General features: G+C 72.6%; 16 protein-coding genes and 1 other RNA gene. 10 read left to right on the top strand and 7 right to left on the bottom strand.

All coding sequences use genetic code 11. The features are described 5' to 3' along the window. The first annotated feature begins 222 nt into the window (after nt 1-222). A complete protein-coding gene (locus tag ACZ5XZ_RS29540) occupies nt 223-912 on the top strand; it encodes a class I SAM-dependent methyltransferase (RefSeq protein ID WP_468983358.1) in 690 nt (229 codons plus the stop codon). A gap of 67 nt (nt 913-979) precedes the next feature. On the opposite strand, the gene ACZ5XZ_RS29545 is transcribed toward ACZ5XZ_RS29540, so the two are convergent. The 5 genes from ACZ5XZ_RS29545 to ACZ5XZ_RS29565 form a co-directional block, all read right to left on the bottom strand. After that, nucleotides 980-1,939: a class I SAM-dependent methyltransferase gene (locus ACZ5XZ_RS29545; protein ID WP_468983359.1), complete on the bottom strand. Its 960-nt coding sequence runs from the start codon at nt 1,937-1,939 to the stop codon at nt 980-982. Nucleotides 1,940-2,430: 491 nt separating this feature from the next. Next, complete coding sequence (locus ACZ5XZ_RS29550; RefSeq protein WP_468983362.1) at nt 2,431-3,348, bottom strand: carbohydrate ABC transporter permease; 918 nt, start codon at nt 3,346-3,348, stop codon at nt 2,431-2,433. Then, a complete protein-coding gene (locus ACZ5XZ_RS29555) occupies nt 3,345-4,775 on the bottom strand; it encodes a carbohydrate ABC transporter permease (RefSeq protein WP_468983364.1) in 1,431 nt (476 codons plus the stop codon). The genes ACZ5XZ_RS29550 and ACZ5XZ_RS29555 overlap by 4 nt, the downstream gene beginning before the upstream one ends. 164 nt (nt 4,776-4,939) lie before the next feature. Continuing rightward, nucleotides 4,940-6,301 (bottom strand): ABC transporter substrate-binding protein, encoded by a 1,362-nt coding sequence (locus ACZ5XZ_RS29560; RefSeq protein WP_468983367.1) that lies wholly within the window; start codon nt 6,299-6,301, stop codon nt 4,940-4,942. A 462-nt stretch (nt 6,302-6,763) separates the two neighbouring features. Next, entirely contained in the window at nt 6,764-10,156 is a 3,393-nt protein-coding gene (locus ACZ5XZ_RS29565) for an FtsK/SpoIIIE domain-containing protein (RefSeq protein ID WP_468983546.1), read from the bottom strand. A gap of 475 nt (nt 10,157-10,631) precedes the next feature. Here ACZ5XZ_RS29565 and ACZ5XZ_RS29570 point away from each other — a divergent pair, with 475 nt between their 5' ends. From ACZ5XZ_RS29570 to ACZ5XZ_RS29585, 4 genes are all read left to right on the top strand, one after another. After that, complete coding sequence (locus ACZ5XZ_RS29570) at nt 10,632-12,260, top strand: serine/threonine-protein kinase (protein ID WP_468983369.1); 1,629 nt, start codon at nt 10,632-10,634, stop codon at nt 12,258-12,260. 212 nt (nt 12,261-12,472) lie between these two features. Beyond that, entirely contained in the window at nt 12,473-13,810 is a 1,338-nt protein-coding gene (locus ACZ5XZ_RS29575) for a serine/threonine-protein kinase (protein WP_468983371.1), read from the top strand. A gap of 109 nt (nt 13,811-13,919) precedes the next feature. After that, nucleotides 13,920-15,026 carry a peptide chain release factor 2 gene (prfB, locus tag ACZ5XZ_RS29580; protein WP_468983373.1) on the top strand — a complete coding sequence of 369 codons (1,107 nt, stop codon included), beginning with the start codon at nt 13,920-13,922 and terminating at the stop codon, nt 15,024-15,026. Nucleotides 15,027-15,347: 321 nt separating this feature from the next. After that, nucleotides 15,348-16,187 (top strand): hypothetical protein, encoded by an 840-nt coding sequence (locus ACZ5XZ_RS29585; RefSeq protein WP_468983375.1) that lies wholly within the window; start codon nt 15,348-15,350, stop codon nt 16,185-16,187. A 145-nt stretch (nt 16,188-16,332) separates the two neighbouring features. Here ACZ5XZ_RS29585 and ACZ5XZ_RS29590 read toward each other — a convergent pair whose 3' ends face one another. After that, complete coding sequence (locus ACZ5XZ_RS29590; protein WP_468983377.1) at nt 16,333-16,527, bottom strand: hypothetical protein; 195 nt, start codon at nt 16,525-16,527, stop codon at nt 16,333-16,335. Nucleotides 16,528-16,776: 249 nt separating this feature from the next. Between ACZ5XZ_RS29590 and ftsE the strand changes: the two genes are divergently transcribed. The 5 genes from ftsE to ssrA all read left to right on the top strand — a co-directional run bounded on the left by ftsE (nt 16,777) and on the right by ssrA (nt 20,728). After that, nucleotides 16,777-17,466 carry a cell division ATP-binding protein FtsE gene (gene ftsE, locus ACZ5XZ_RS29595; RefSeq protein ID WP_018091242.1) on the top strand — a complete coding sequence of 230 codons (690 nt, stop codon included), beginning with the start codon at nt 16,777-16,779 and terminating at the stop codon, nt 17,464-17,466. 32 nt (nt 17,467-17,498) lie between these two features. Further along, nucleotides 17,499-18,410, top strand: a complete 912-nt coding sequence (ftsX, locus tag ACZ5XZ_RS29600; protein ID WP_468983380.1) for a permease-like cell division protein FtsX — start codon at nt 17,499-17,501, stop codon at nt 18,408-18,410. A 90-nt stretch (nt 18,411-18,500) separates the two neighbouring features. After that, nucleotides 18,501-19,715, top strand: coding sequence for a S41 family peptidase (locus tag ACZ5XZ_RS29605; protein WP_468983382.1), 1,215 nt, complete (start codon nt 18,501-18,503; stop codon nt 19,713-19,715). Between the two features lie 18 nt (nt 19,716-19,733). Next, on the top strand, nt 19,734-20,231 hold the full coding sequence (smpB, locus tag ACZ5XZ_RS29610) for an SsrA-binding protein SmpB (RefSeq protein ID WP_393499299.1): 498 nt from the start codon (nt 19,734-19,736) through the stop codon (nt 20,229-20,231). Nucleotides 20,232-20,358: 127 nt separating this feature from the next. After that, nucleotides 20,359-20,728, top strand: a transfer-messenger RNA (tmRNA) gene (gene ssrA, locus ACZ5XZ_RS29615). A gap of 84 nt (nt 20,729-20,812) precedes the next feature. Here ssrA and ACZ5XZ_RS29620 read toward each other — a convergent pair. Next, nucleotides 20,813-22,159, bottom strand: a complete 1,347-nt coding sequence (locus ACZ5XZ_RS29620; RefSeq protein WP_468983385.1) for an MFS transporter — start codon at nt 22,157-22,159, stop codon at nt 20,813-20,815. Between the last annotated feature and the right edge of the window lie 64 nt (nt 22,160-22,223).

Raw genomic sequence — 22,223 nt, forward strand, 5'->3', positions numbered from 1 at the left:
ATGCACAAGACCGGACCGTTCAACTCACCACCGGCGGCACGGTCACCGGATCTGCGCTGAAAGGGTGAGACGCGGCATCGACAGCACGTGTTCGGGTGATTACGCTCAGTGCCCGGCCCTCGGCGCGCCGCAGCGCCGGGCGCGCGTCAGATGCCGTAGACCCGATGCACAGCGTTATGGCGCCCCGTGCGCCGCGTCCCCAGGGAAGGTGACCGCGTCCCGATGCCCGGCCGTACCGACAGCTCCACCGCCACCGACAGCCCCGATGCCCAGCCGCCCGGCAGCGACCCCCGCACCGCCCCGGCCGCCTGCTCCACCGGCACCGCCCCGGCCGCTTCCACCGCCCGGCTGCCGGCCGACCGCGCCCGCAGCGGCCTCGCCCGGCTGCTGCCCGACCGCACCCCCTACCGCCGCCCACTACGGCGCCTCGGCGCCGGACGGGTACTGGAGATCGGCTGCGGACAAGGCGACACCCTCGCCGGATGCGCCCCCGGCAGCGTCGGCGTCGACCACGACCCGCACTCCGTGGAACGCTGCCGCACCCGCGGCCTGACCGCCTACACCGCCGACGCCTTCCTCGCCGGCCCGCACGCCAGACCCGGCGCCTTCGACGCACTGCTGACCGCGCACGTCCTGGAGCACCTCGACGACGAACAGGTCGAAGAGCTGCTGCGCGCCTACGTCCGCTACGTACGGCCGGGCGGCGGCGTAGTGCTGATCACCCCGCAGGAAGCCGGACACCGGGCCGCCGGCCCCGCCCCGGTCCGCTTCACCGACTTCCACCTGCTGCGCGCCTTCGCCGAATCCGCCGGCCTGGCCGTCCGCCGCACCTACTCCCATCCGCTGCCGCGACCGGCCGGGATGCTGCTGCGGTCCAATGCGTTCGTCCTCGTGGCGCAGGTCCCCGCATAAGGCGCCGAGGTGACACGCGATGCCGCGCCGGAGCCGAGGGCGGCAGCGCGCCGCCCGCCGGCCCGCCTCAGCGGGTACGCGCCCGCTTACGGGCCCGGACGATCGCCCGGGTGACGATCGGCGGCAGCACATCCAGTGCCACCCTGCGCACCGCGCTGCGGGTCGGCACCGGCGGACGGGGCGCCGGACGGGCCCCGGACGCCGCCGGACGCCCGGCCGACGCCCGCGGCACGACACGGGCGGCAGGCACCGCCTGGTGGCGCGAGACCGGCTGGACGGGCTCCTTGGCACCCTTGGCGCTCAACCGGACCAGCGGGGCGTCGTTGACGTACTGCACCTCGTGCCAGACATCGCCGCGCGCCGCGATCCACTCCAGCAGCGCCTTCTGCACCGGCTCGGGATCGCCCCACGTCCCGTAGAACTTGGTGCCGGTGATGCAGATCGGCCGCAGCCCCTCGTTCGCCACGGCCTGCCAGGTGGCGGCGGCCACCCCCGGACAGTGCTCGGCGCGGTAGTCGTCCAGCACCACCACACCGCTGCCGGTGAGCAACTCGCGCACCGCGAGGATGTCGCCGTGCACATGCTCGTACAGATGCGAGGCGTCGATGTGGGCGAAGCGCACCGAACCGGGCTCGACATGGTCGCTCACGATCGAGCTGAGACCCTGCACGATGGTGGGCAACTCGTCGTGGAACGCCAGGTAGTTCGCCTCGAACGCGCGGCGCGTCAGAGTCGCGTAGGACTTCTTCATCTCCTTGGAGTTGGAGGCGTCCTCCGCGGGGGAGTCGAAGAGGTCGCAGACCGTGAAGCGCTCGTCGGGGCGCAGCCGCGCACCGAGGAAGATCGCGCTCTTGCCCATATACGCGCCCAGTTCGAGCAGGTCACCCGACTCGGAACGGTCCTGCTGATACGCCAGGAACCAGTCGAAGAGCAGCTGATCGGCGGTGAAGAACCAGCCTTTGACCTCGGACAGCCGCGTGGGGCGCGGGAGTTGTTCGGCACTCTGGTCTGCGGTGGGGGCAGTCATGTGCGGTCCGTCTCCAGACGGTCGGGAACGTAGGGCGAAATGCACTCGGGACAGGGGATCGAAGGGGATCGATACGGGGGCGACGGGAGATCGACAGGGGATCGGCAGAGGGTTGGCAGGAGAGAGGGGCGTGAGGGAAGGCGGAGCTGTCGGGGAATCTGTACGCAATCCGTGCGGCATCTGCAGTTGTGAACGCGCCCGGCGTCACGGCCGCGGCGCGGCGGCGCGACCCGCGCGGGGCCCAGGCGCCTGGCTCGCACGTCATCGCGCGAGCACCGCTAGGCAGTCTCCACGACGAGGCGCCGACGCACCATGCCTTTCGCGGCAGTGCCCGACATCGTAGGGGGACCGACATGAACGCGGGATAACAACAAAAGACCCCCCGGCACCGGTCCTGCGCCGGTTCTGCACCGGTCCGACGGCGGTCCCTGGCGATCTCGCACCCGTCCCGTGGCGATCTCGCGCCGGTCCCGTGGCCGTCCCCGGCGGGCCTACTTCACCGCGCCCGCCATCACACCCGAGACGAACTGCCGCTGGAAGGCGAAGAAGACGATCAGCGGCACCACCATCGACAAGAACGCCCCCGGCGCCAACACGTCGATGTTGTTGCCGAACTGCCGCACCTCCTGCTGCAGGGCAACCGTGATCGGCGGGCTGCCGCTGTCCGCGAAGATCAGCGCCACCAGCATGTCGTTCCACACCCACAGGAACTGGAAGATCCCCAGCGACGCGATCGCCGGACCGCCCAGCGGCATCACCACCCGGGTGAACAGCCGCAGCTCACCCGCCCCGTCCAGCCGCGCCGCCTCCAGCAGCTCACGCGGGATCTCCGCGAAGAAGTTCCGCAGCAAGAACACCGCGAACGGCAGCCCGAAGGCCGTGTGGAAGACAACCACCCCGGCCGTCGTCTCGAACAGCCCCACCGCACCGAACAGCTTCGCCACCGGGATCAGCGCCACCTGCACCGGAACCACCAGCAACCCCACCACGACCAGGAACCAGCCGTCCCGCCCCGGGAAGTCCAGCCACGCGAACGCATAGCCGGCCAGCGACCCGATGACCACCACCAGCACCGTCGCCGGCACCGTGATCGAGGCCGTCGTCAGCAGCGAGCCCATCACCTTCTCGTTGGACAGCAGCTGACTGTAGTTGTCCCAGGTGATCTGGGCCGGCTCGGCGAAGACCTGCCACCAGCCGGACTCGGCGATCCGCTGCGGACCGCGCAGCGACGACAGCAGCAGCCCCACCGACGGCATCAGCCAGAACAGGGCGACCAGGACCAGGAAGACCCGCATGGCGCCGCCACCCGCCCGCGCCGCCACCCGCGCGGCGAGCGGCCGCCCGGCCCGCACGGCACCACCCGAGGCGCCGGCCCGCCGGTCCGGTACGGCACCGTCCACGGTCGTCATCGGCGACGCTCCTTCCGTAGGCGCCGGAGATTGACGTACATCACCGGCATCACCAGCAGCAGCAGGAACACGGCGATGGCGCTGCCCAGCCCCTCGTCCACATCCGTGCCGAACGACGACTGGAACAGCTGCAGCGCCAGCACATTGGCCGACCGGATGCTGGAGCCCGGCGCGATGATGTAGACCAGATCGAAGATCTTCAGCACGTTGATCATCAGCGTGACCAGCACCACCACCAGCACCGGCGCCAGCAGCGGCACCGTGATCCGGCGGAACACCTGCCACTCGCCGGCACCGTCCACCCGCGCCGCCTCCAGCAGCTCACGCGGCACCCCCGCCAGCCCCGCGGCGATCAGCACCATCGCGAAACCGGCCCACATCCACACATAGGAGCCGATGATGGCCGGGGTGACCAGCGCCGGCCCCAGCCAGTCGACACCGCCGTACGCCTCGGCGAAGTCAGCCGCGGGCAGCCGCAGCCGCGCACCGCCGGCCCGCTCCCCGGGCAGCACATACGTGCCGTCCGCCGCCGTCGTCGCCACGGCCACCACCCGGCCGCCCTTGACCGCCTCCACCGTCAGACCCGCCAGCGCCCGCTCCCCGCCGTCGATCACACCGGGCCGCCCGCCGCCACCGCGGGTGAAGTCCAGCCAGACGGTGCCGGTGACCTTCCCGGGCCGCGGTACGGCGGCGACCGCCGCCTTCGCGCCCCGCAGATCGTCCTGCCGCACCGCGACCAGCGGCAGATTCACCGCCGAGCCCGCCCGTACGGCCGACCGCGTGGTGAACGCGCCGCCACCGGACGGCCGGAGGTCGGCGCGCGGCCGCGGCTTGGCACCGGGGAACGGCGCCGGATTGGCGAAGGTGTCATGCACACCCACCCACACCGCATTGGCGACCCCCCGCTCCGGGTTCTGGTCGTACACCAGCCGGAAGATGATCCCGGCCGCCAGCATCGAGATCGCCATCGGCATGAACACGATCAACTTGAACGCGGTGCCCCACCGGATCCGCTCGGTCAGCACCGCGAAGACCAGCCCCAGCGCCGTCGACACCGTCGGCGCCACCACCACCCAGACGACGTTGTTCCGCAGCGCCGTACGGATGCCCTCGTCCGAGAACATCTCCCCGTAGTTGCCCAGCCCCACGAACCCGTCGCCGGACGCGTCGAACAGACTGCGGTAGACGGAGAAGACGATGGGATAGACCACCAGCGCACCCAGCAGCAGCAACGCCGGCAGCAGAAACACCGCGGCGATCCAGCGGCGCGTCGCCGGCAGACCCCCGCGCCCCCGGCGGCCGCCGGCCGCCTTTGCGGCTGCGCCGGTCCTACTGGCCGCGCCGGCCTTACCGGCTGCGCCGGCCCGAACGTCGCCCCCTACATCGCTCCGTACGCGGCTCTGCGGGTCGCGCTGTCGGTCGCTCATCGTGACGGTCCCCCGGTCCCGGTCGCAGCGGTCGGCGGCAGGCTCCCGGCGCCCGGACAGCGCCCGGACGACACGCTCTCCTCGCCCGGACGACGCGCGCTCGACGACGCCCCCTCAACGACGCGCCTCGACATGCCTTGACACGCCCTCGACTCCACGGGCCCTCAACGCCCGAACGACTTGGCGGCGTCCTTCTCCAACCGCGCCTGCGTACCGGCGATGTCCTTCGTGTCCTTCAGAAAGTCCTGCAGGTCCTTCCACTCGCCCTGCCCCGGCTTGCCGCCGAAGGACGCGGGCGCCTGATCGGACATGTCGAAACGGAAGTCGTCGCCCGCCGCGATCAGCGCCTTGGCGATCTCCCGCATCACGTCATCGGCGTAGGCCGCCTGGTCGAGCTCCTTGTTGGGCGAGATGAACCCGCCCGCCTGCGCCCAGATCTTCGCCGCGTCCGTCGACGCCAAAAACGTCAGCAGCGCCTGCGAGGCCTTGCTGTCCTTGAGCGCCACCGCCACATCGCCGCCGGTCACCACCGGGGACCTGGCGCCCACCGCGGGAAACGCGAAGACCTTGGCGTCGGTACCGACCTTCGCCTTGGTCTGGGCGATGTTGGCGGCGGCGAAGTCGGCCGACGAGACCATCGCGGCCTTGGGGGCGTCACCGCCGCTGAAGGTCTGGGTCACCGACGTCGGGAAGTCTGTCTGCAGCGCACCGGAACCGCCGCCCGCCAGCAGGTCCTTGCGGCCGAAGAGCTGCGCCAACGTGTTCAACGCCTGCTTGACCGAAGGATCGGTCCACTTGATCTTGTGCTGTGCCAGCTGGTCGTACTTCCGCGGACCCGCCTGCGAGAGGTAGACGTTCTCGAACCAGTCGGTCAGCGTCCAGCCGTCCGCGCCGCCCACCGACACCGGCTCGACACCCGACTCGGAGATGATCTCCGCCGCCTTGACGAAGTCCGGCCAGGTCTTCGGCTCCTTGGCGCCGGCGCTGTCGAACGCCTGGGCGTTGTACCAGACCAGCGACTTGTTGCTGGCCTTGAAGTAGACCCCGTACGGGGTGCCCTTGTGGGCGCCGAGGTCCTGCCAGCCCTGGGAGAAGTTCTTGGCGAGCTGCGCCTTGGCGCTCGCGCCGAGCGGCTTGAGCCAGCCCTTCTGGGCGAACTCGTTGAGCACGCCGACCTGCTGGAGCATCGCCACATCGGGCGGGCCACCACCGGCGATCTTGGAGCCGATGAAACCGGCCATGTCATCACCGCTGGGCACGAAGGCGACCTCGGCGCCGGTGCGCCTTTCGAACTCGTCCAGCACCTTGACGAAGTTCTCCCGCTCCGGCCCCGTCCAGACCGCGGTGACCTGCAACTTCTGCCCGTTCAGCTGGGGCAGCCGCACGGTCGGAGCGGTGGAGCCCTCCTTGCCCCCGCCACCCCCGCCGCTGCTGCCGCCGCCCTTCGCCCCACCACCGCTGCCACAGGCGGCCAGCACCAGAGCCAGCCCCCCGGCCGCCACCGCGACGGTCGCGCGTCCAGCCATACGGTCGAGTCGTCTGCGCATCCCCGTAGCCCCCTGTCGCTGCGCCTGCCATACCGGTGCGGTGCGGTGCGGTGCGTGGTGCGGTGCGGTTGCGGTGGTGCCGTGGTGCGGTGCTTCTGGTGCGGTGCGGTGCGTGGTGCGGTGCTTCCGGTCCGGTCCGGTCCGGTGCGTGGTGCCGTAGCGCTCTTCGCTCTTCGCTCGTCGTCGCCGGGGCGCCGTCGAGCCTCTGTGCGGTTGTGGTGTGCGACAGGTCTACGCCCTGCCCACGGGCTCCGCAATACCGCCTTCGCCGCCAACTCACCTTTCGTGATGGGGCTGTTACGGGATCAGCGACTACGGCAAGTCGAACGGCACAGGACGAGGCGGATACGCGCGACACCCCGGATACGGGCGACACCTACACCCCGGATACGTGTGACACCTACACCCCGGATACGGGCGACACCTGGGGCCGCCCCTCCCTCACACCAAGGGCGGAGCGGACGGCGCGCCCGAGGACTGTGCGGCCCTCTGTAGCGCGCTGGCCAGCAGGGCCAGGTCCGTCGGGCCGTTGCCCAACTCGCGCAGCGGGCGCCGGGCAGGGGGGTCGCCCATCCGCTGCCATTCGAGCGGTACGACGGTCGGCCGCAGCGTGGAGGTGCGGGGTATCCGGCCGGTGACCCGGCCCGCCTGGAACGGTGTCGAGGAGCCGTCCGCCGCGCGGTGCAGCCGGCCCCGGCCGGTCGGTACCGGCTCCGAGGGGTCGGCGGCCGCGCCCAGTTCGATGCGCAGGCCGGCCCGTTCGCTGGTCGCGGTCTCGGCTGTGCGGTCTGGGTGGCCGGTCGCGGCTATCAGGTGGACGCCGAGCGCCGCCCCGTCGCGGGCCACCGCTTCCAGTGCCCGTACGACGGAACCGGCGGCGGGCCGGCCGGGGCTGCCCAGGGCCGGGGCGACCAGCGCGTCGAAGTCGTCGACGAGGACGAAGAGCCGGGGCATCGGCGCGGCGGGTTCCGGGGATCCGGTGGCGGTGTCCTCGGCGGTGGCTCCGCTGCGGGCGCGGAGCCGGAGTGTGCCGGTCGTCGACGAGTCCGCCGGTGTGCCGCTCTCCTCCTCCTTGTTTCGGCAACGATTACGGAGAGTAATTGGTTCCTGCTCTCCGTGACCGCCTTCGGTCGAGCGGCGCGGGGCGATGATCCGCGGTGCCGGCAGGTGTTTGGCGCGCCACTCGGCGAAGGGCGTGCCGGCCAGTATTTCCGTGCGCCGCTTCAGCTCCGAGGACAGCGCCTGGGCGAACTCCCGCATCCGGACCGGGTCCGAGGCGGCGAGGTACGTCGTGACGTGCGGCAGGTCCGTGCACACCCGCAGTCCCTCGCCGCGTTCGCTGCCGCCGCCGTCCACCAGCACCAGCGACAGCAGATCCGGGCGGTCGGCGGCGGCCAGCGACGCCGCCATCGAACGCAGCAGCTCGGTCTTGCCGGTGGCCGGCGCGCCCTCCAGGAGCAGATGCGAGCCGTCGGCGGCGAGGTCGGCGTGGAGCGGGCCGTGCGGTCCCGCGCCGAGCACCGCGGCGGCGCCGGCCCGGTCGGTGTCCAGGGTGGCGGCCCAACGGGCCATCAGCGACGCCGGGGTGGCGCGGGCCAGCCCCAGCTCGTCCAGCAGCCGCGCCGAATCGGGTAGCGGGACGGCCGCGCGGGGGACCGCGGAGCCGTCGGCGGTGGCCGCGGCGTCGGTCTCGCGCAGCGGCGCCAGCGCCCGCGCGAAGCGGTCCGCCCAGGCGACGGAGACCGCGTCGACGGTCGCGACCGTGCCGTTCGGCCCGGAGCCCGGCTGGACCACGCGCAGCGCCGTGGCGACATCGCCGCTGAGCACCGCGACCGCTCCGCACTCGCCGAAGGCGGGTGACGCCGTGCGGGCCGCCTCGTACGTCGAGGCCAGCGGGAAGGCGGGGGAGGCGGCCGGGGTCTCCGCCAGGCACAGGAGGTGGATACCGGCCGCCGGGCCGCCCGACGCGAGGCGGGCGGTGGTCTCGCGCAGCGCCGACGAGCCGGGGTCGCCGTCCACGATCACCAGGGTGTACGGGCCCTGGTGGCGGGCGGCGGCGGAGGCGATCTCGGCGCGTTCGGCGCTGGCCCAGCCGGGGCCCAGCGGGCTGTCGTCGAGCCGCCGTACCAGCTCGGAGGTGCGGGCCGTGGCCTGCTCCCGGTCGTAGGCGAGCAGCAGCCGGCAGTCCTGGCCGTGTGCGGGGCGGACGTGCGGCAGCCAGCCCAGCCAGGACCAGTCCGCCACCCGCTCCTCGGTGCCGCGCGCCCGGTCCGCGCTGATCAGCACGATGTCGAGGGTGCCGGGGGAGTGCAGGGCGGCGAGCTGGGCGACGGCGGAGCGGGCCAGCCCGGCGAGCCGGGCGCGCGGTCCGGCCAGGCCCAGGGAGCCCGCCCGGCGCAGCTCGACGGTGACCGGTACGGCGCTCCGGCCGCCGCCGCGGCTGGCCGTCCCCAGGCGGACGGCCAGGGCGTCGGGGTGGTCCCGGCCGCGCTCCCAGAGCCGGGGCCCCGGGCCGAGCGCGGTGAGCAGGACCGCGGCGGGGTCCGGCCAGCGCTCGTGCTCGGCCGGCCCGGAGGGACCCGCGGCGCCCTCCGCGCCGCCGGTGGCTGCCGCGGGGGAGGGGGCGGGGGCGCCGGTCGGCTCGTAGCGGCCGGCGAAGTCGGTACGGGCGTCCTCCGGGCGCTCCACGGCGGGCCGGCCGCCGGCCAGCCGCCGCGCCCAGGCGCCGATCCCGCCCCGCCGGCCGCCCTTGCGGGGTGCCTCGTCGCCGGGTGCCTCGTCGCCGGGCGCCAGCGCCCGCTGTCCGCCGTGCGTCAGGTCCTGCGCACCGGTGGGGGCGCCGTCGGCCGGCTCCTCGCGGAAGGCGGGGCCGAATCCGTCGGCGGTGCCGGTGGTGTGGTCGAAGCCGTGGCCGTAGCCGTGGGCGGTGGCGGCGTCGGGGAGGGCGTCGGTGGCGCCGCCGTACGGGGCGCTGTAGCCGTGGCCGTCCGGGGTGCCGGGCGATGACCAGGCGTCCTGCGTGGGAGTGCCGCGCAGGGGTGTGTCGCGTCGTGTCGCCGGGCCCGTGGGCGGTGCGGTGCGGGGCGGGGGTACGGAGGCGGCCGCGGCGGCGCCCTGGAGGCCGTGGCCGTACGCGCCGGGCGGGGTGTCCGCGCCGTCCCCGGTTCGGGAGCCGTCCGTGCCCGGGGCGATGCGCAGCTGCCCCTCGCCGTCGGGGGTGGTCCGCAGGGCGGGGTCCGGGGTGCTGGGGGCGGACTGGAGGCGCAGGGCGGATTCGCCGATGCGCAGCAGGGCGCCGGGCCGCAGCGGAGCGGGCCGTTCACCGAGGTCGCCGCCGTCGATGACGGTGCCGTTGGTGGAGCGCAGGTCGGCGACGTGCACCGAGCCGTCCGGCTCGACCGTCACGGCGCAGTGCAGCCGGGAGACGTCCGGGTCGTCGAGGGGGACGTCCGCGTCGGCGGAGCGGCCGATGCGGATCTGGCCGCCGTGCAGCAGATGGACGCCGCCGGCGTCGGGCCCGGAGACGACGCGCAGCCGCGCGGTGCCGTGGGGCAGGCCGTGGGCGGGGGCGGGGCCGGGGCCCTGGAGGGAGAGCACCGCGCCGTCGATCAGCGGGGGCTCGCCGATCGCGGCGCGCTGCGGGTCGAGGCGCTCGGCGCCGGCGTACAGCACGACGGGGCCGCTGCCGGCCTCCGCGCCGGCGCCCGCCACGGAGGCCGCGAGCGAGCCGGCCACGGCCGCCAGGGCGGTGCCGGCGGGAGCCGTCACGAGCACGTCGCAGGCCCGTGTGGTGTGGCCGCTGCGCGGCCCGAGGACGGTCAGCCGGATCTGCATCGCCGTCAACGGTCCCTTCTGCCGGGGCTCCGGCAGGGGGCCGCTCGCTCCCCCCGCCAGCCCGAGCACGTCGGCACGTACAAGTCCCAAGTGCACGCCGCGACAAAGACCGCGCCCCCACCGCTTCGTGCTGGGTGCATCCTCGCACCTGCCACTGACAACACGCCCGCCGACCGTCAATCAGTGATCTTGATTGGTCTTCTAAGGACGAAAAAGTGCCTGCTTGTACGCGGTGCCCGGCCGGATTCGCACTGCCATGGTCATCTCGGAACCATCCCCGATCGGGTGGTGCGGCCCGCCGGGCGGGCGCCGGCGGCAGTGGGCAACCATCTGTCCGAAACGCGCGTCTTCCCCACAAGCCCCGCCCGGTCCGCCGGACCGAAAAGCTTGTGCGACGGCACTACAGTGGATCGGACGGCCGCGGCTGACCCAGCGGGCCAGGCAAGAGATCCATCACGACCAGGGAGCGCATGACGTGCGGCCGGTAGGCAGCAAGTACCTGCTCGAGGAGCCGCTGGGACGCGGCGCCACGGGCACCGTCTGGCGTGCCCGCCAGCGGGAGACGGCGGGCGCCGAGGCCGCCGTGGCAGGACAGCCCGGTGAGACGGTCGCGATCAAGGTCCTCAAGGAGGAGCTGGCGCACGACGCGGACGTGGTGATGCGCTTCCTGCGCGAGCGCTCCGTCCTGCTGCGGCTGACCCACCCCAACATCGTCCGCACCCGGGACCTGGTCGTCGAGGGCGATCTGCTCGCGCTGGTCATGGACCTGGTCGACGGTCCCGACCTGCACCGCTATCTGCGCGACAACGGCCCCTTCAGCCCGGTGGCGGCCGCCCTGCTGACCGCCCAGATCGCCGACGCGCTGGCCGCCAGCCACGCCGACGGCGTGGTGCACCGCGACCTCAAGCCCGCCAACGTCCTGCTGGCCGGGGCCGACGGCGGCGAGATGCATCCGATGCTGACGGACTTCGGCATCGCCCGGCTCGCCGACTCCCCGGGCCTGACCCGCACCCACGAGTTCGTCGGGACCCCCGCCTATGTGGCCCCGGAGTCCGCCGAGGGCCGTCCGCAGACCTCCGCGGTGGACGTCTACGGCGCCGGCATCCTGCTGTACGAGCTGGTCACCGGCCGTCCCCCGTTCGCGGGGTCGACCGCCCTGGAGGTGCTGCACCGCCACCTGAGCGAGGAGCCGCGCCGCCCCAGCACGCTTCCCGAGCCGCTGTGGACGGTGATAGAGCGCTGCCTGAGCAAGCGCCCCGAGGAGCGGCCCAGCGCCGAGAACCTCGCCCGGGCGCTGCGCACCGTCGCCTCCGGGATCGGCGTGCACGCCACCCCCGCGCAGGCCGAGGCGGCGCTCGGCGTCGCCGCGCTGCTCGCCCCCGACCCGGCGCCCGCGTCCGTCCCCGGTACCGGCGCGGACGGCGGCCAGGCCGCCGGAGGCGACGCCGAGCCCACCCAGGTGCTTCCCTCGGGCCCCGGCGCCGGCGGCTACGACCCGGCGGCGGCCACCAGCGTGCTGCCGTCCACCGGCGGCCCCGGTGGACGGGACGCCGATCCGACCCGCGCGATGCCGCCGATGCCCATTGGCGCGCCGGCCGGTGGCCCGCCGGAGCCCGACGGCCCCCATCCGTGGGAGTCGCAGATGCGGGCCGCCCGCGACCGCAACGAGCAGACCCAGGTGCAGTACCTGGACCCCACGCAGGACCCGCTGCGCCGCCGCCCGCAGCGCCGCCCGGCCGCCCCGCAGCAGCCGCCGCAGTACCGCCAGCAGCCCGCTCCGGTGCCGTACGCGCAGCAGCGGCCGCAGGCCCCGCAGCGCCGCCAGGAGCCGCCGCCGCAGCGCTACGAGCCGCAGCGGCCGCCCGCGCCGGAGCCCCGGCCCCGGCGGGAGCCCCGTCAGCGCAGCGCCAACCCGATGAAGATCCCCGGTCTCGGCTGCCTCAAGGGCTGCCTGGTCACGCTGATACTGCTGTTCGTGGCCGCCTGGCTGGTCTGGGAGCTCACCCCGCTCCAGGAGTGGATCGGCACGACCCGCGGCTTCTTCTCCCAGATCGGGCACACGTACCGCGACGTCGAGCAGTTCGTGAACAAGCTCGGCGGCTGACGCCGGCCGCCCGTGGTCCCCGTGCGCCGCACGGCGGCTCCGCGGGCGGCTTCGTTGATTTGTCGACTTCTTAGGGGTTCTTGCGGGCAATTTCGCTCACAGAAGTGAAGGTTGCCGCCGTCCGGGGCAATGAACCCGGTGGCATCCGCGTAGCTTTGACGCCAACCTCAGCCCCCGCAGGACGCTCGGGGGCCCGACACGTCGGAGCAGTCTTGGCACGGAAGATCGGCAGCCGGTACACCGCCCACCAGATCCTGGGGCGCGGCAGCGCCGGCACGGTATGGCTGGGCGAGGGTCCCGAAGGGGCCGTGGCCATCAAGCTGTTGCGTGAGGACCTCGCCTCCGACCAGGAGCTCGTCGGCCGCTTCGTGCAGGAGCGGGCGGCGCTGCTGGGCCTGGAGGACCCGCATGTCGTCGGCGTGCGCGACCTGGTCGTCGACGGCAACGACCTGGCGCTGGTGATGGACCTCGTACGGGGGACCGACCTGCGCACCCGTCTGGAGCGGGAGCGCAGGCTGGCCCCGGAGGCCGCGGTGGCGATCGCCGCGGACGTCGCCGACGGGCTCGCCGCCGCGCACACCGCCCGCATCGTGCACCGCGACGTCAAGCCCGAGAACGTCCTGCTGGACATGCAGGGCCCGCTCGGCCCCGGTGGCGCGCACCCCGCTCTGCTGACCGACTTCGGCATCGCCCGGCTCGTCGACTCGCCGCGCCGCACCCTTCCCCTGGGGGCACCTCCCGGCGGCAGCCGGGGGACTCCGGCCGGGGGGAGCGCCGTCCCGCTTCGCTCGACCAAGGTCATCGGCACCCCCGACTACCTCGCCCCGGAGATCATCGAGGGCCTGCCGCCGCGCGCCTCCGTGGACGTCTACGCGCTGGCGACGGTCCTGTACGAGATGCTCGCCGGGTTCACGCCCTTCGGGGGAGGCCACCCCGGGGCGGTGCTGCGCCGCCATGTCACCGAGAGCGTGGCGCCGCTGCCCGGCATCCCCGACGAGCTGTGGCAGCTGCTGCTGCAGTGCCTGGCCAAGGCGCCCGCCTCCCGGCTGCGGGCCCCGGAGCTGGCCGCCCGGCTGCGCGAGCTGCTGCCCGGACTGGCCGGTATGCCGCCGCTGGACATCGACGAGCCGGACGACGAGCAGCCGGAGGACGAGCAGGAGGCCGCGGCCGGCAGGTCCCGCGAGGAATCGTTCTACCCCCCGGTGGCGGGTGAGGCCACGCCGCCGCGCGGCGCGGTCCCCCTGGTCCAGGGCTCGGCCCCGGACTCCAATCGGGAGACGCACACCAGCATGCGGGTCCCCGGCCCCGACGAGCTGGCGGGCGGCGCGCACGGCACCGCCCGCGCCCCCCGGGCGGCCGGGGAGCGCAGGGCGGGCTCGGCCCGGCACCGTGCGTCGCCGGAGGCGCTGCGCCGGCGCCGGACCAGGCTCGGCGCGGCCGCCGCGGTGGTGGTCGTGGCGGCGGGGCTGGGCGGCTGGCTGGCCTCGGGGGACGACGACGCCGGCGACGCCACACCGGGTGTCCACCAGTCGGAGCCGGACGCTCCGTGACCGTGTGACGACCCCGGGTGGGGCGCGTCCTCCGGCGGGGACACGCCCTTCGGGGGCCCGGTCCGCCGGGGCGGGTCAGGTTGCCGGTGGTAGCCGTTAGGCTGGGTGCGTGGCAGTCGTCGATGTATCCGAAGAGCTGAAGTCCCTCTCCTCGACCATGGGGTCGATCGAGGCCGTCCTGGACCTCGACAAGATGAGGGCCGACATCGCCGTGCTTGAGGAGCAAGCGGCGGCGCCGTCCCTGTGGGACGACCCGGAGAGCGCTCAGAAGGTGACCAGCCAGCTGTCCTACCTCCAGGGCCAGCTGCGCCGCGCCGAGGAGCTGCGCGGCCGGGTCGACGACCTCGAGGTGCTCTTCGAGCTGGCCGAGGCCGAGGGCGACGAAGAGACCCGCGCCGAGGCCGAGGCGGAGCTCGAAGAGGTCCGCAAGGCCGTCGAGGAGCTGGAGGTGCGCACCCTCCTGTCCGGCGAGTACGACTCCCGCGAGGCGCTCGTCAACATCCGCGCCGAGGCCGGTGGCGTGGACGCCGCCGACTTCGCCGAGAAGCTGCAGCGGATGTATCTGCGCTGGGCCGAGCGGCACGGCTACAAGACCGAGCTGTACGAGACCTCGTACGCGGAAGAGGCCGGCATCAAGTCGACCACCTTCGCGGTGAACGTCCCCTACGCCTACGGCACGCTCTCCGTCGAGCAGGGCACGCACCGCCTGGTGCGCATCTCGCCGTTCGACAACCAGGGCCGTCGCCAGACGTCGTTCGCCGGTGTCGAGGTGCTGCCCGTCGTCGAGCAGACCGACCACATCGAGATCGACGAGTCGGAGCTGCGGGTGGATGTGTACCGCTCCTCGGGCCCCGGCGGCCAGGGCGTCAACACCACCGACTCCGCGGTCCGGCTGACGCACATCCCCACTGGCATCGTCGTCTCCTGCCAGAACGAGCGCTCGCAGATCCAGAACAAGGCGACCGCGATGAACGTCCTGCAGGCCAAGCTCCTGGAGCGCCGCCGCCAGGAGGAGCAGGCCAAGATGGACGCGCTCAAGGGCGACGGCGGCAACTCCTGGGGCAACCAGATGCGTTCCTACGTCCTGCACCCGTACCAGATGGTCAAGGACCTGCGGACCGAGTTCGAGGTCGGCAACCCCACCGCTGTGCTGGACGGCGACATCGACGGCTTCCTGGAGGCCGGAATCCGCTGGCGCAAGCAGCAGGAGAAGTAGCGGCTCGGGCCGGAAAACACGCGAAACAACTGCCTCCCTCGGGGAGGCAGTTGTTTTTGCTGTGGCGGTTTGGTCACAGTCGTATGTCCATGTACCGCCCATCCCTCGGCAATTCGGGCATCGGGACTTTATTCGACCTTGACGATGTCGGCCTGACTGGGAAGGCTGAGCGCGGCATGCGTATGTTCTGGGGCGCGTGTATGAACGGGGAGATGAGTGGCCAGTCGGCAGTCCGTGGCCAAAACTCGCGTACCCCCATCGGCTCGTCGCCCCACACAGCGGTGCTCCAATGACGAGTTCAGCTACTGGGGGTAGCAGTACATGACGAAGAAGACGCGGCTGCGCGTAGCGCGCATTGCGGCCGGTGCGGTGATCGCGGCGGGTGCGTCGCTCACCGCGGCCGGCGCCGCCTCCGCGGCCAGCCCGGGTGACACCGGCGGCAGCGACGGCGGGATCATCGGCGGCATCATCGGCGGGATCATCGGCGGCGGCGACTCCGGTGGCGACACCGGCGGTTCGGACGACGGTGGCACCACCGGCGGTGACGACGGCGGCACGACCTCCGGCGAGATCGGTGGTTCGGACGGCGGTTCGGTCGACGGCGGCACCATCGACGGCGGTACGACCGACGGCGGCTCCTCCGACGGCGGTTCCGTCGACGGCGGCACCGTCGACGGTGGTACGACCGACGGCGGCTCCTCCGACGGCGGTTCGGTCGACGGCGGTTCCTCCGACGGCGGTACGACCGACGGCGGCAACTCGGGCGGCAACTCCGGCGGTAACTCCGGTGGCAACTCGGGCGGTAACTCCGGTGGCCACAACTCGGGCGGTAACTCCGGCGGCAGCGTGAGCGCCGGCGGCAGCGACAGCTCCGGTGGGAGCGACAGCTCCGGTGGCAACACCAGCGGTGACTCCACCGGTACCGGCACCGACAACGAGGGCTCCAAGCCGATCGAGCAGCCCGGCCAGGGCAAGGAGCAGATCGGCGACACCCCCGGCCAGGCCAAGCAGCAGGCCAAGGGCGGCGAGCTGGCGGAGACCGGTTCCTCCGGTACCACCGTCCTGCTCATCGGTGCGGCGACGATGATCGCGGGCGGTGTCGGCTTCCGTATGCTGCCCCGTCTGATCAACAAGAACGGTGGCGGCGCGGCAGCGGCCTGACGCTGACGCGGCACCACGAGGGGCCCGGGACGCAAGCGCGTCCCGGGCCCCTCGGCGTTCGTGTGGCCCCGCGTCGTGGTGCCCCGGGGCGGAGCCGTTGTCGGTCGCGGTGCGTGCGATCCGGTTTCCGGCGCCGGTAGGCGCGTCAGACGGCCTGGTGGAGCAGTACACCGACCGCGAACAGCGCGATCATCAAAGCCACCAGCATCGCGGGGCTGAGCTGGGCGAAGATACCGCCCGCCTGCTGCTGGAGCCGTTCTCTGCTGGCCCGGCACACAGGGCAGCGGCCCTCGCTCACAGGGGCCGCGCAGCTGGCGCACACCAGTCGGTCGTACGTCATGCGACCTCCTTCTCCACTGCACCAACGCACCGGACGGCGCATTGGTTCCCCCTACCACTGTGCCAGCTCCTGGAGGGAACGGCGCGCCCCGCGAGATTGTGCGCCTTTTGTCCCGTAGATGCCGTGAATAAACGCACCAACCGCCCACGGCGACTGCACCGTGCTGCGAGGTTCGCGTATGGTCACGCACACCGACGGGAGCCGCAACTCGGCAACCGTGCCCCTATCCAGGTCGACCGTGGTGCATCTGTGATCCGATTCGACAACGTCTCCAAGACCTACCCGAAGCAGAACCGTCCCGCGCTCAGGGACGTCTCGCTCGAGATCGAGCGCGGCGAGTTCGTCTTCCTGGTGGGCTCCTCGGGCTCCGGCAAGTCCACCTTCCTGCGGCTGCTGCTGCGCGAGGAACGGGCCAGCCATGGCCATGTGCACGTGCTCGGCAAGGACCTCGGCAAGCTCTCCAACTGGAAGGTCCCGCAGATGCGGCGCCAGGTGGGCACGGTCTTCCAGGACTTCCGGCTGCTCCCCAACAAGACCGTCGGGGAGAACGTCGCCTTCGCCCTGGAGGTCATCGGCAAGCCGCGCGGCCAGATCCGCAAGACGGTCCCCGAGGTCCTCGAACTCGTCGGCCTCGGCGGCAAGGAGGACCGCATGCCGGGCGAGCTCTCCGGTGGTGAGCAGCAGCGCGTCGCCATCGCGCGGGCGTTCGTCAACCGCCCGATGCTGCTGATCGCGGACGAGCCCACCGGCAACCTCGACCCGCAGACCTCGGTCGGCATCATGAAGCTGCTGGACCGGATCAACCGGACCGGTACGACGGTGGTCATGGCCACCCACGACCAGCAGATCGTCGACCAGATGCGCAAGCGGGTCATGGAACTCGAAAAGGGCCGGCTCGTCCGCGACCAGTCGCGCGGCGTGTACGGCTACCAGCACTAAGCGTGTACGGCCCCCAGTACTGAAAGGACGCCATGCGCGCCCAGTTCGTCCTGTCGGAGATCGGCGTCGGTCTCCGCCGAAACCTCACGATGACGTTCGCCGTCATCGTCTCCGTGGCCCTCTCGCTGGGCCTGTTCGGCGCCTCGCTGCTGATGCGCGACCAGGTCAGCACGATGAAGGGCTACTGGTACGACAAGGTCAACGTCTCCATCTTCTTCTGCAACAAGAACGACGCCGAAACCGGCGCCAACTGTGCCAAGGGTGCGGCCACCCAGCAGCAGAAGGACGACATCAAGACCGAGCTGAACAACCTGCCGATCGTGCAGAACGTGACCTACGAGTCCAGCGACCAGGCCTACAAGCACTACAAGGAGCAGTTCGGCGACACGCCGGTCGCCGGCCTGGTGACGCCCGACCAGCTGCCGGAGTCCTTCCGGGTCAAGCTCAAGGACCCGACGAAGTTCACGGTCATCAAGTCGGCGTTCTCCGAGCGGCCCGGTGTCCAGGAGGTGCAGGACCAACGGGACACCGTCGAGCCGCTGTTCAACCTCCTCAACGGCATGAACTGGGCGGCGATCGGGGTCATGGTGCTGATGCTGATCGTGGCGCTGCTGCTGATCGTCAACACCGTACGGGTCTCCGCCTTCAGCCGGCGGCGGGAGACCGGGATCATGCGGCTGGTGGGCGCGTCCAGCTTCTACATCCAGATGCCGTTCATCCTGGAGGCGGCCATCGCGGGCCTGCTCGGCGCGGCTCTCGCCTGTGTGCTGATCGCCGGTGGCAAGTACATCCTGGTCAACAACTGGCTGGCGGAGAAGATCCAGGTGATCAACTTCATCGGCTGGGACTCGGTGGTGGCGGTCCTGCCGCTGGTGCTGCTGATCGGTCTGCTGATGCCCGCGCTCGCCGCGTTCTTCGCGCTGCGCAAGTACCTCAAGGTGTGAGCCGCAAGTACCTCAAGGTGTGAGCTTTGCCAAGGGCGCCGTACGGTCAACTCGCCGTGCGGCGCCCCTTTGTCCCCTAGACTCACCGGCATGTCGGGCCCGTGTTCGTACGACCGGCCCCGCCGCATTCGCCGCGGGGCGGCCCTGACGTTGTTTCTCGCCAGCGTGCTCGCCACCGGTGCGGCGACCGGCACCTGGAGCGATCACGGCGAGAGCGCCGCGAGCCGTACGGCCGCGGACCGCACCGCCTTCGGGGCGCACGCACCCGACGCCGCCACCGCCGACCGCGCGGCCGTCGAGCGGGCCGCGAGCGAAGCCATCGAGGACGGGAAGTCCGGTTCCCAGGCCGCCGCCGAGGTCGTCAGCCGCAGCGGCGACCGCTGGTCGACGATCTACACACCGGGCGAGTTCGAGTCCTTCCAGGAGCAGTTGGACGGCGCGTACGTCGGTGTCGGCCTGTGGGTGCGCCAGGCGGCGGGCGGCCGGACCGAGGTGTCGCGGGTCCAGCCCGGCGGTCCCGCCGCACGGGCCGGCGTCGAGGTGGGTGACCGGCTGCACGCCGTCGACGGCCGGGCCACCCGGGGAAGGCCGGTCACCGAGATCGTCGCCCGGCTGCGCGGGTCCGCCCCGCACGGCGCCGGCGGATCGGCCGCCGGTACGCCCGTGCGGCTGGACCTGGAGCGCGGTGCCCGCCACTGGAGCGTGACCCTGCACCGCACCCGGCTGCGGACCCAGAACGTCGTCGCCGACCGGCCCGCCGGAGCGCACGGACCGACCCGCGTCAAGATCGCCGCGTTCGCCAAGGGCACCGGTGTGGCGGTCCGCCGCGCGGTGCGCGGGGCCTTTGGCCGCGGCGGTCTGCTGCTCGACCTGCGCGGCAACACCGGCGGTCTGGTCACCGAGTCCGTCGCCACCGCCTCCGCGTTCCTCGACGGCGGCCTGGTCGCCACGTACGACATGCGGGGCAGCCAGCGCGCCCTGTACGCCGAGCGCGGCGGCAACACCCGCCTCCCGCTCGTCGTGCTGGTCGACGGCGGGACGATGAGCGCCGCCGAGCTGCTGGCCGGCGCGCTGCAGGACCGCGGCCGGGCGGTCGTGGTGGGTTCGCCGACCTTCGGCAAGGGCTCGGTGCAGATGCCCAGCCGGCTGCCCGACGGCTCGGTCGCCGAGCTGACCGTGGGCCACTACCGCACTCCGTCCGGGCGGGCCGTGGACGGCGCCGGCATCACCCCCGACCTGGTCGTCGCCGACCAGGCCGAGAAACGGGCCCGCACAGTATTGAGTGGCCTCGGGACCGGTGCTTAGTGCGAAAATGGCGGCACTATGAGCAAGCAGACTAAGGACAAGGGCAACCCCGGGCGCAAGCTCGTGGCGCAGCACAAGAAGGCGCGGCACGACTACCACATTCTGGACACCTATGAGTGTGGCCTGGTGCTGACCGGCACCGAGGTGAAGTCGCTGCGCCAGGGCCGGGCGTCGCTGGTGGACGGTTTCATCCAGATCGACGGCAACGAGGCCTGGCTGCACAACGTACATATCCCCGAATACGCCCAGGGCACCTGGACCAACCACGCGGCCCGGCGCAAGCGGAAGCTGCTGATGCACCGCGCCGAGATCGACAAGCTGGAGTCCAAGAGCCAGGAGTCGGGGCACACGATCGTGCCGCTGGCCCTCTACTTCAAGGACGGCCGGGCCAAGGTCGAGATCGCGCTGGCCAAGGGCAAGAAGGAGTACGACAAGCGGCAGACGCTCCGCGAGCAGCAGGACCGCCGCGAGGCGGACCGCGCGGTCTCGGCGGCCCGCCGCCGGCAGCGGGCCTGAGGTCCGCGGGCCGGCCGGCCCGGCCGTCCGGCCGCGGGGAAATACGCTGGCGACCTCATGCGTTGTTCACGTACGATGGCTCCGCACCCCACTGAGGGGCGCAGTCACCACCTTGATAAATCAACATGGGGATGATCGGTTTCGACAGCGGATGTCGAAGCAGGGGAAGCGAGTCGAGGAAGCGGCAATGATCTCGTAAACCATATGCCGAAACCAATAATCGCCAACACCAAGCGCGATTCCTTCGCCCTCGCTGCCTAAGTAGCGACTTGCGAAGTGTCAGCCCGGGGCTGTTCCCGACCCGGATCCTGGCATCAGCTAGGGGACTAAACTTCTAGACCCGGTCACGGGGTCTGGAAGGAAATCAAACAGTGACTGAGCCCGTCGGAGACTTGTCCGTGTGATCTCCGGGGCTGAGAAAATCGCAGCGGACTGCACTCGGAGAAGCCCTGGTTCCGCACCGTTGGACGCGGGTTCGATTCCCGCCATCTCCACAATTCCCATGTGACGGCCCAGGCCTCGTTTGTCCGACAGGACGAGCGGGGCCTGGGCCGTTTTCGCATCCCGCCCGTGCCGCGGAATCAGCGGGGGCGGGGCGCGAGCAGGGTCGCGGTCAGGGCGAGCGCGGCCGCCGCGGCGGGGACGAGGTAGGCGGGCCCGGGGCCCGTCAGGTGCTCCACGGCCCAGCCGCCGGCCGCCGAGCCGGCCGCGATGCCGCCCAGCAGGGCCGTCACGGCGAGCGTGAGCCCCTCGTTCAGGCGGCCCTCGGGGGTGCGGGACTGGACCAGCCCCATGCCGGTGACCATGGTCGGCGCGGTGGCCATACCGGCCGCCAGGAGCGCGACCGCCAGCACCGCCGGGCTCCCGGTCCGGGCGGCGAGCGCGGGCAGCAGCATCAGGGCGGCCATCGCGCCGACGCACAGCGCGAAGCGGTGCGCGGCGCGGGCCGCCGGGCGCAGCAGGCCGTAGAGCAGTCCGGCGGCGCCGGATCCGGCCGCCTGGAGGGCCAGCAGGCCGCCCGCGGCGGAGCGGATGCCGTGGTCGTCGGCGTAGGCGACGGTGACGACCTCCAGCGAGCCGAAGATCGCGCCGGTGCACAGGAAGGTGAGCAGCAGCGGCGCGAGGCCGGACCGGCGCAGCAGCGAGGCCGTAGGGGCCGGGGTGCGGTCCGCCGTCCGTGGGGCCACCGGTGGTTCGGTGCGGCGTTGGGCGGCGAAGAGCAGGACGCCGGTCAGCAGCAGCGCCGCGGCCACCGCCGTGCCGGCCTCCGGGAAGAGCGCGGTGCACAGCAGCGTCGCCAGTACCGGCCCGAGCATGAAGCACAGCTCGTCGGCGGCCTGTTCGAAGGAGTTGGCGGTGTGCCGGGCGGCCGGGTCGTCGCGGAAGAGGTGCGCCCAGCGGGCGCGGGACATCCCGCCGGTGTTGGGGGTGGTGGCGGTGGCGGCGTACGAGGCGAACAGGGTCCAGTCGGGTGCGCCGAGGTGCAGGCACAGCAGCAGGGAGAGCGAGCCGAGCACGGCGAGTGCGGTGGCCGGGACCGCGATGCGGGCCTGGCCGTGGCGGTCGACGAGCCGGGCGGTCCACGGCCCGACGAGCGCCGTCGCCGCCAGCCCGGTCGCGGTGACCGCACCGGCCAGGGCGTAGGAGCCGCGTACGCCGGCGATCATCAGCACCGCGCTGACGCTGAGCATCCCCATCGGCAGGCGGGCCGTGAGGTTGGCGGCGGTGAAGGCGCGGGTGCCCGGTACGGCGAAGATCCGGCGGTAGGGGGCGAGCAGGCCGGGCCGGGCGCGGCGGCGCGGGGCCGGGCGCAGGGGCGGTCGGGGTCCCGCGGCGCAGGGGGCTCCCCCCGCGCGGGCGCGGCCGAGCGTGGGGGAGGGGCCGGGCGCGGGGGAGACCACCGGTCGGGCGGCGAGGAAGAGGATCATGCCTCTACGGTCGCGGTTGCCCCGGTCGCCGGTCCAACACCTGATCGGCACCCATTGACGCACC

It is taken from the genome of Streptomyces sp. NPDC033270, assembly GCF_055576575.1.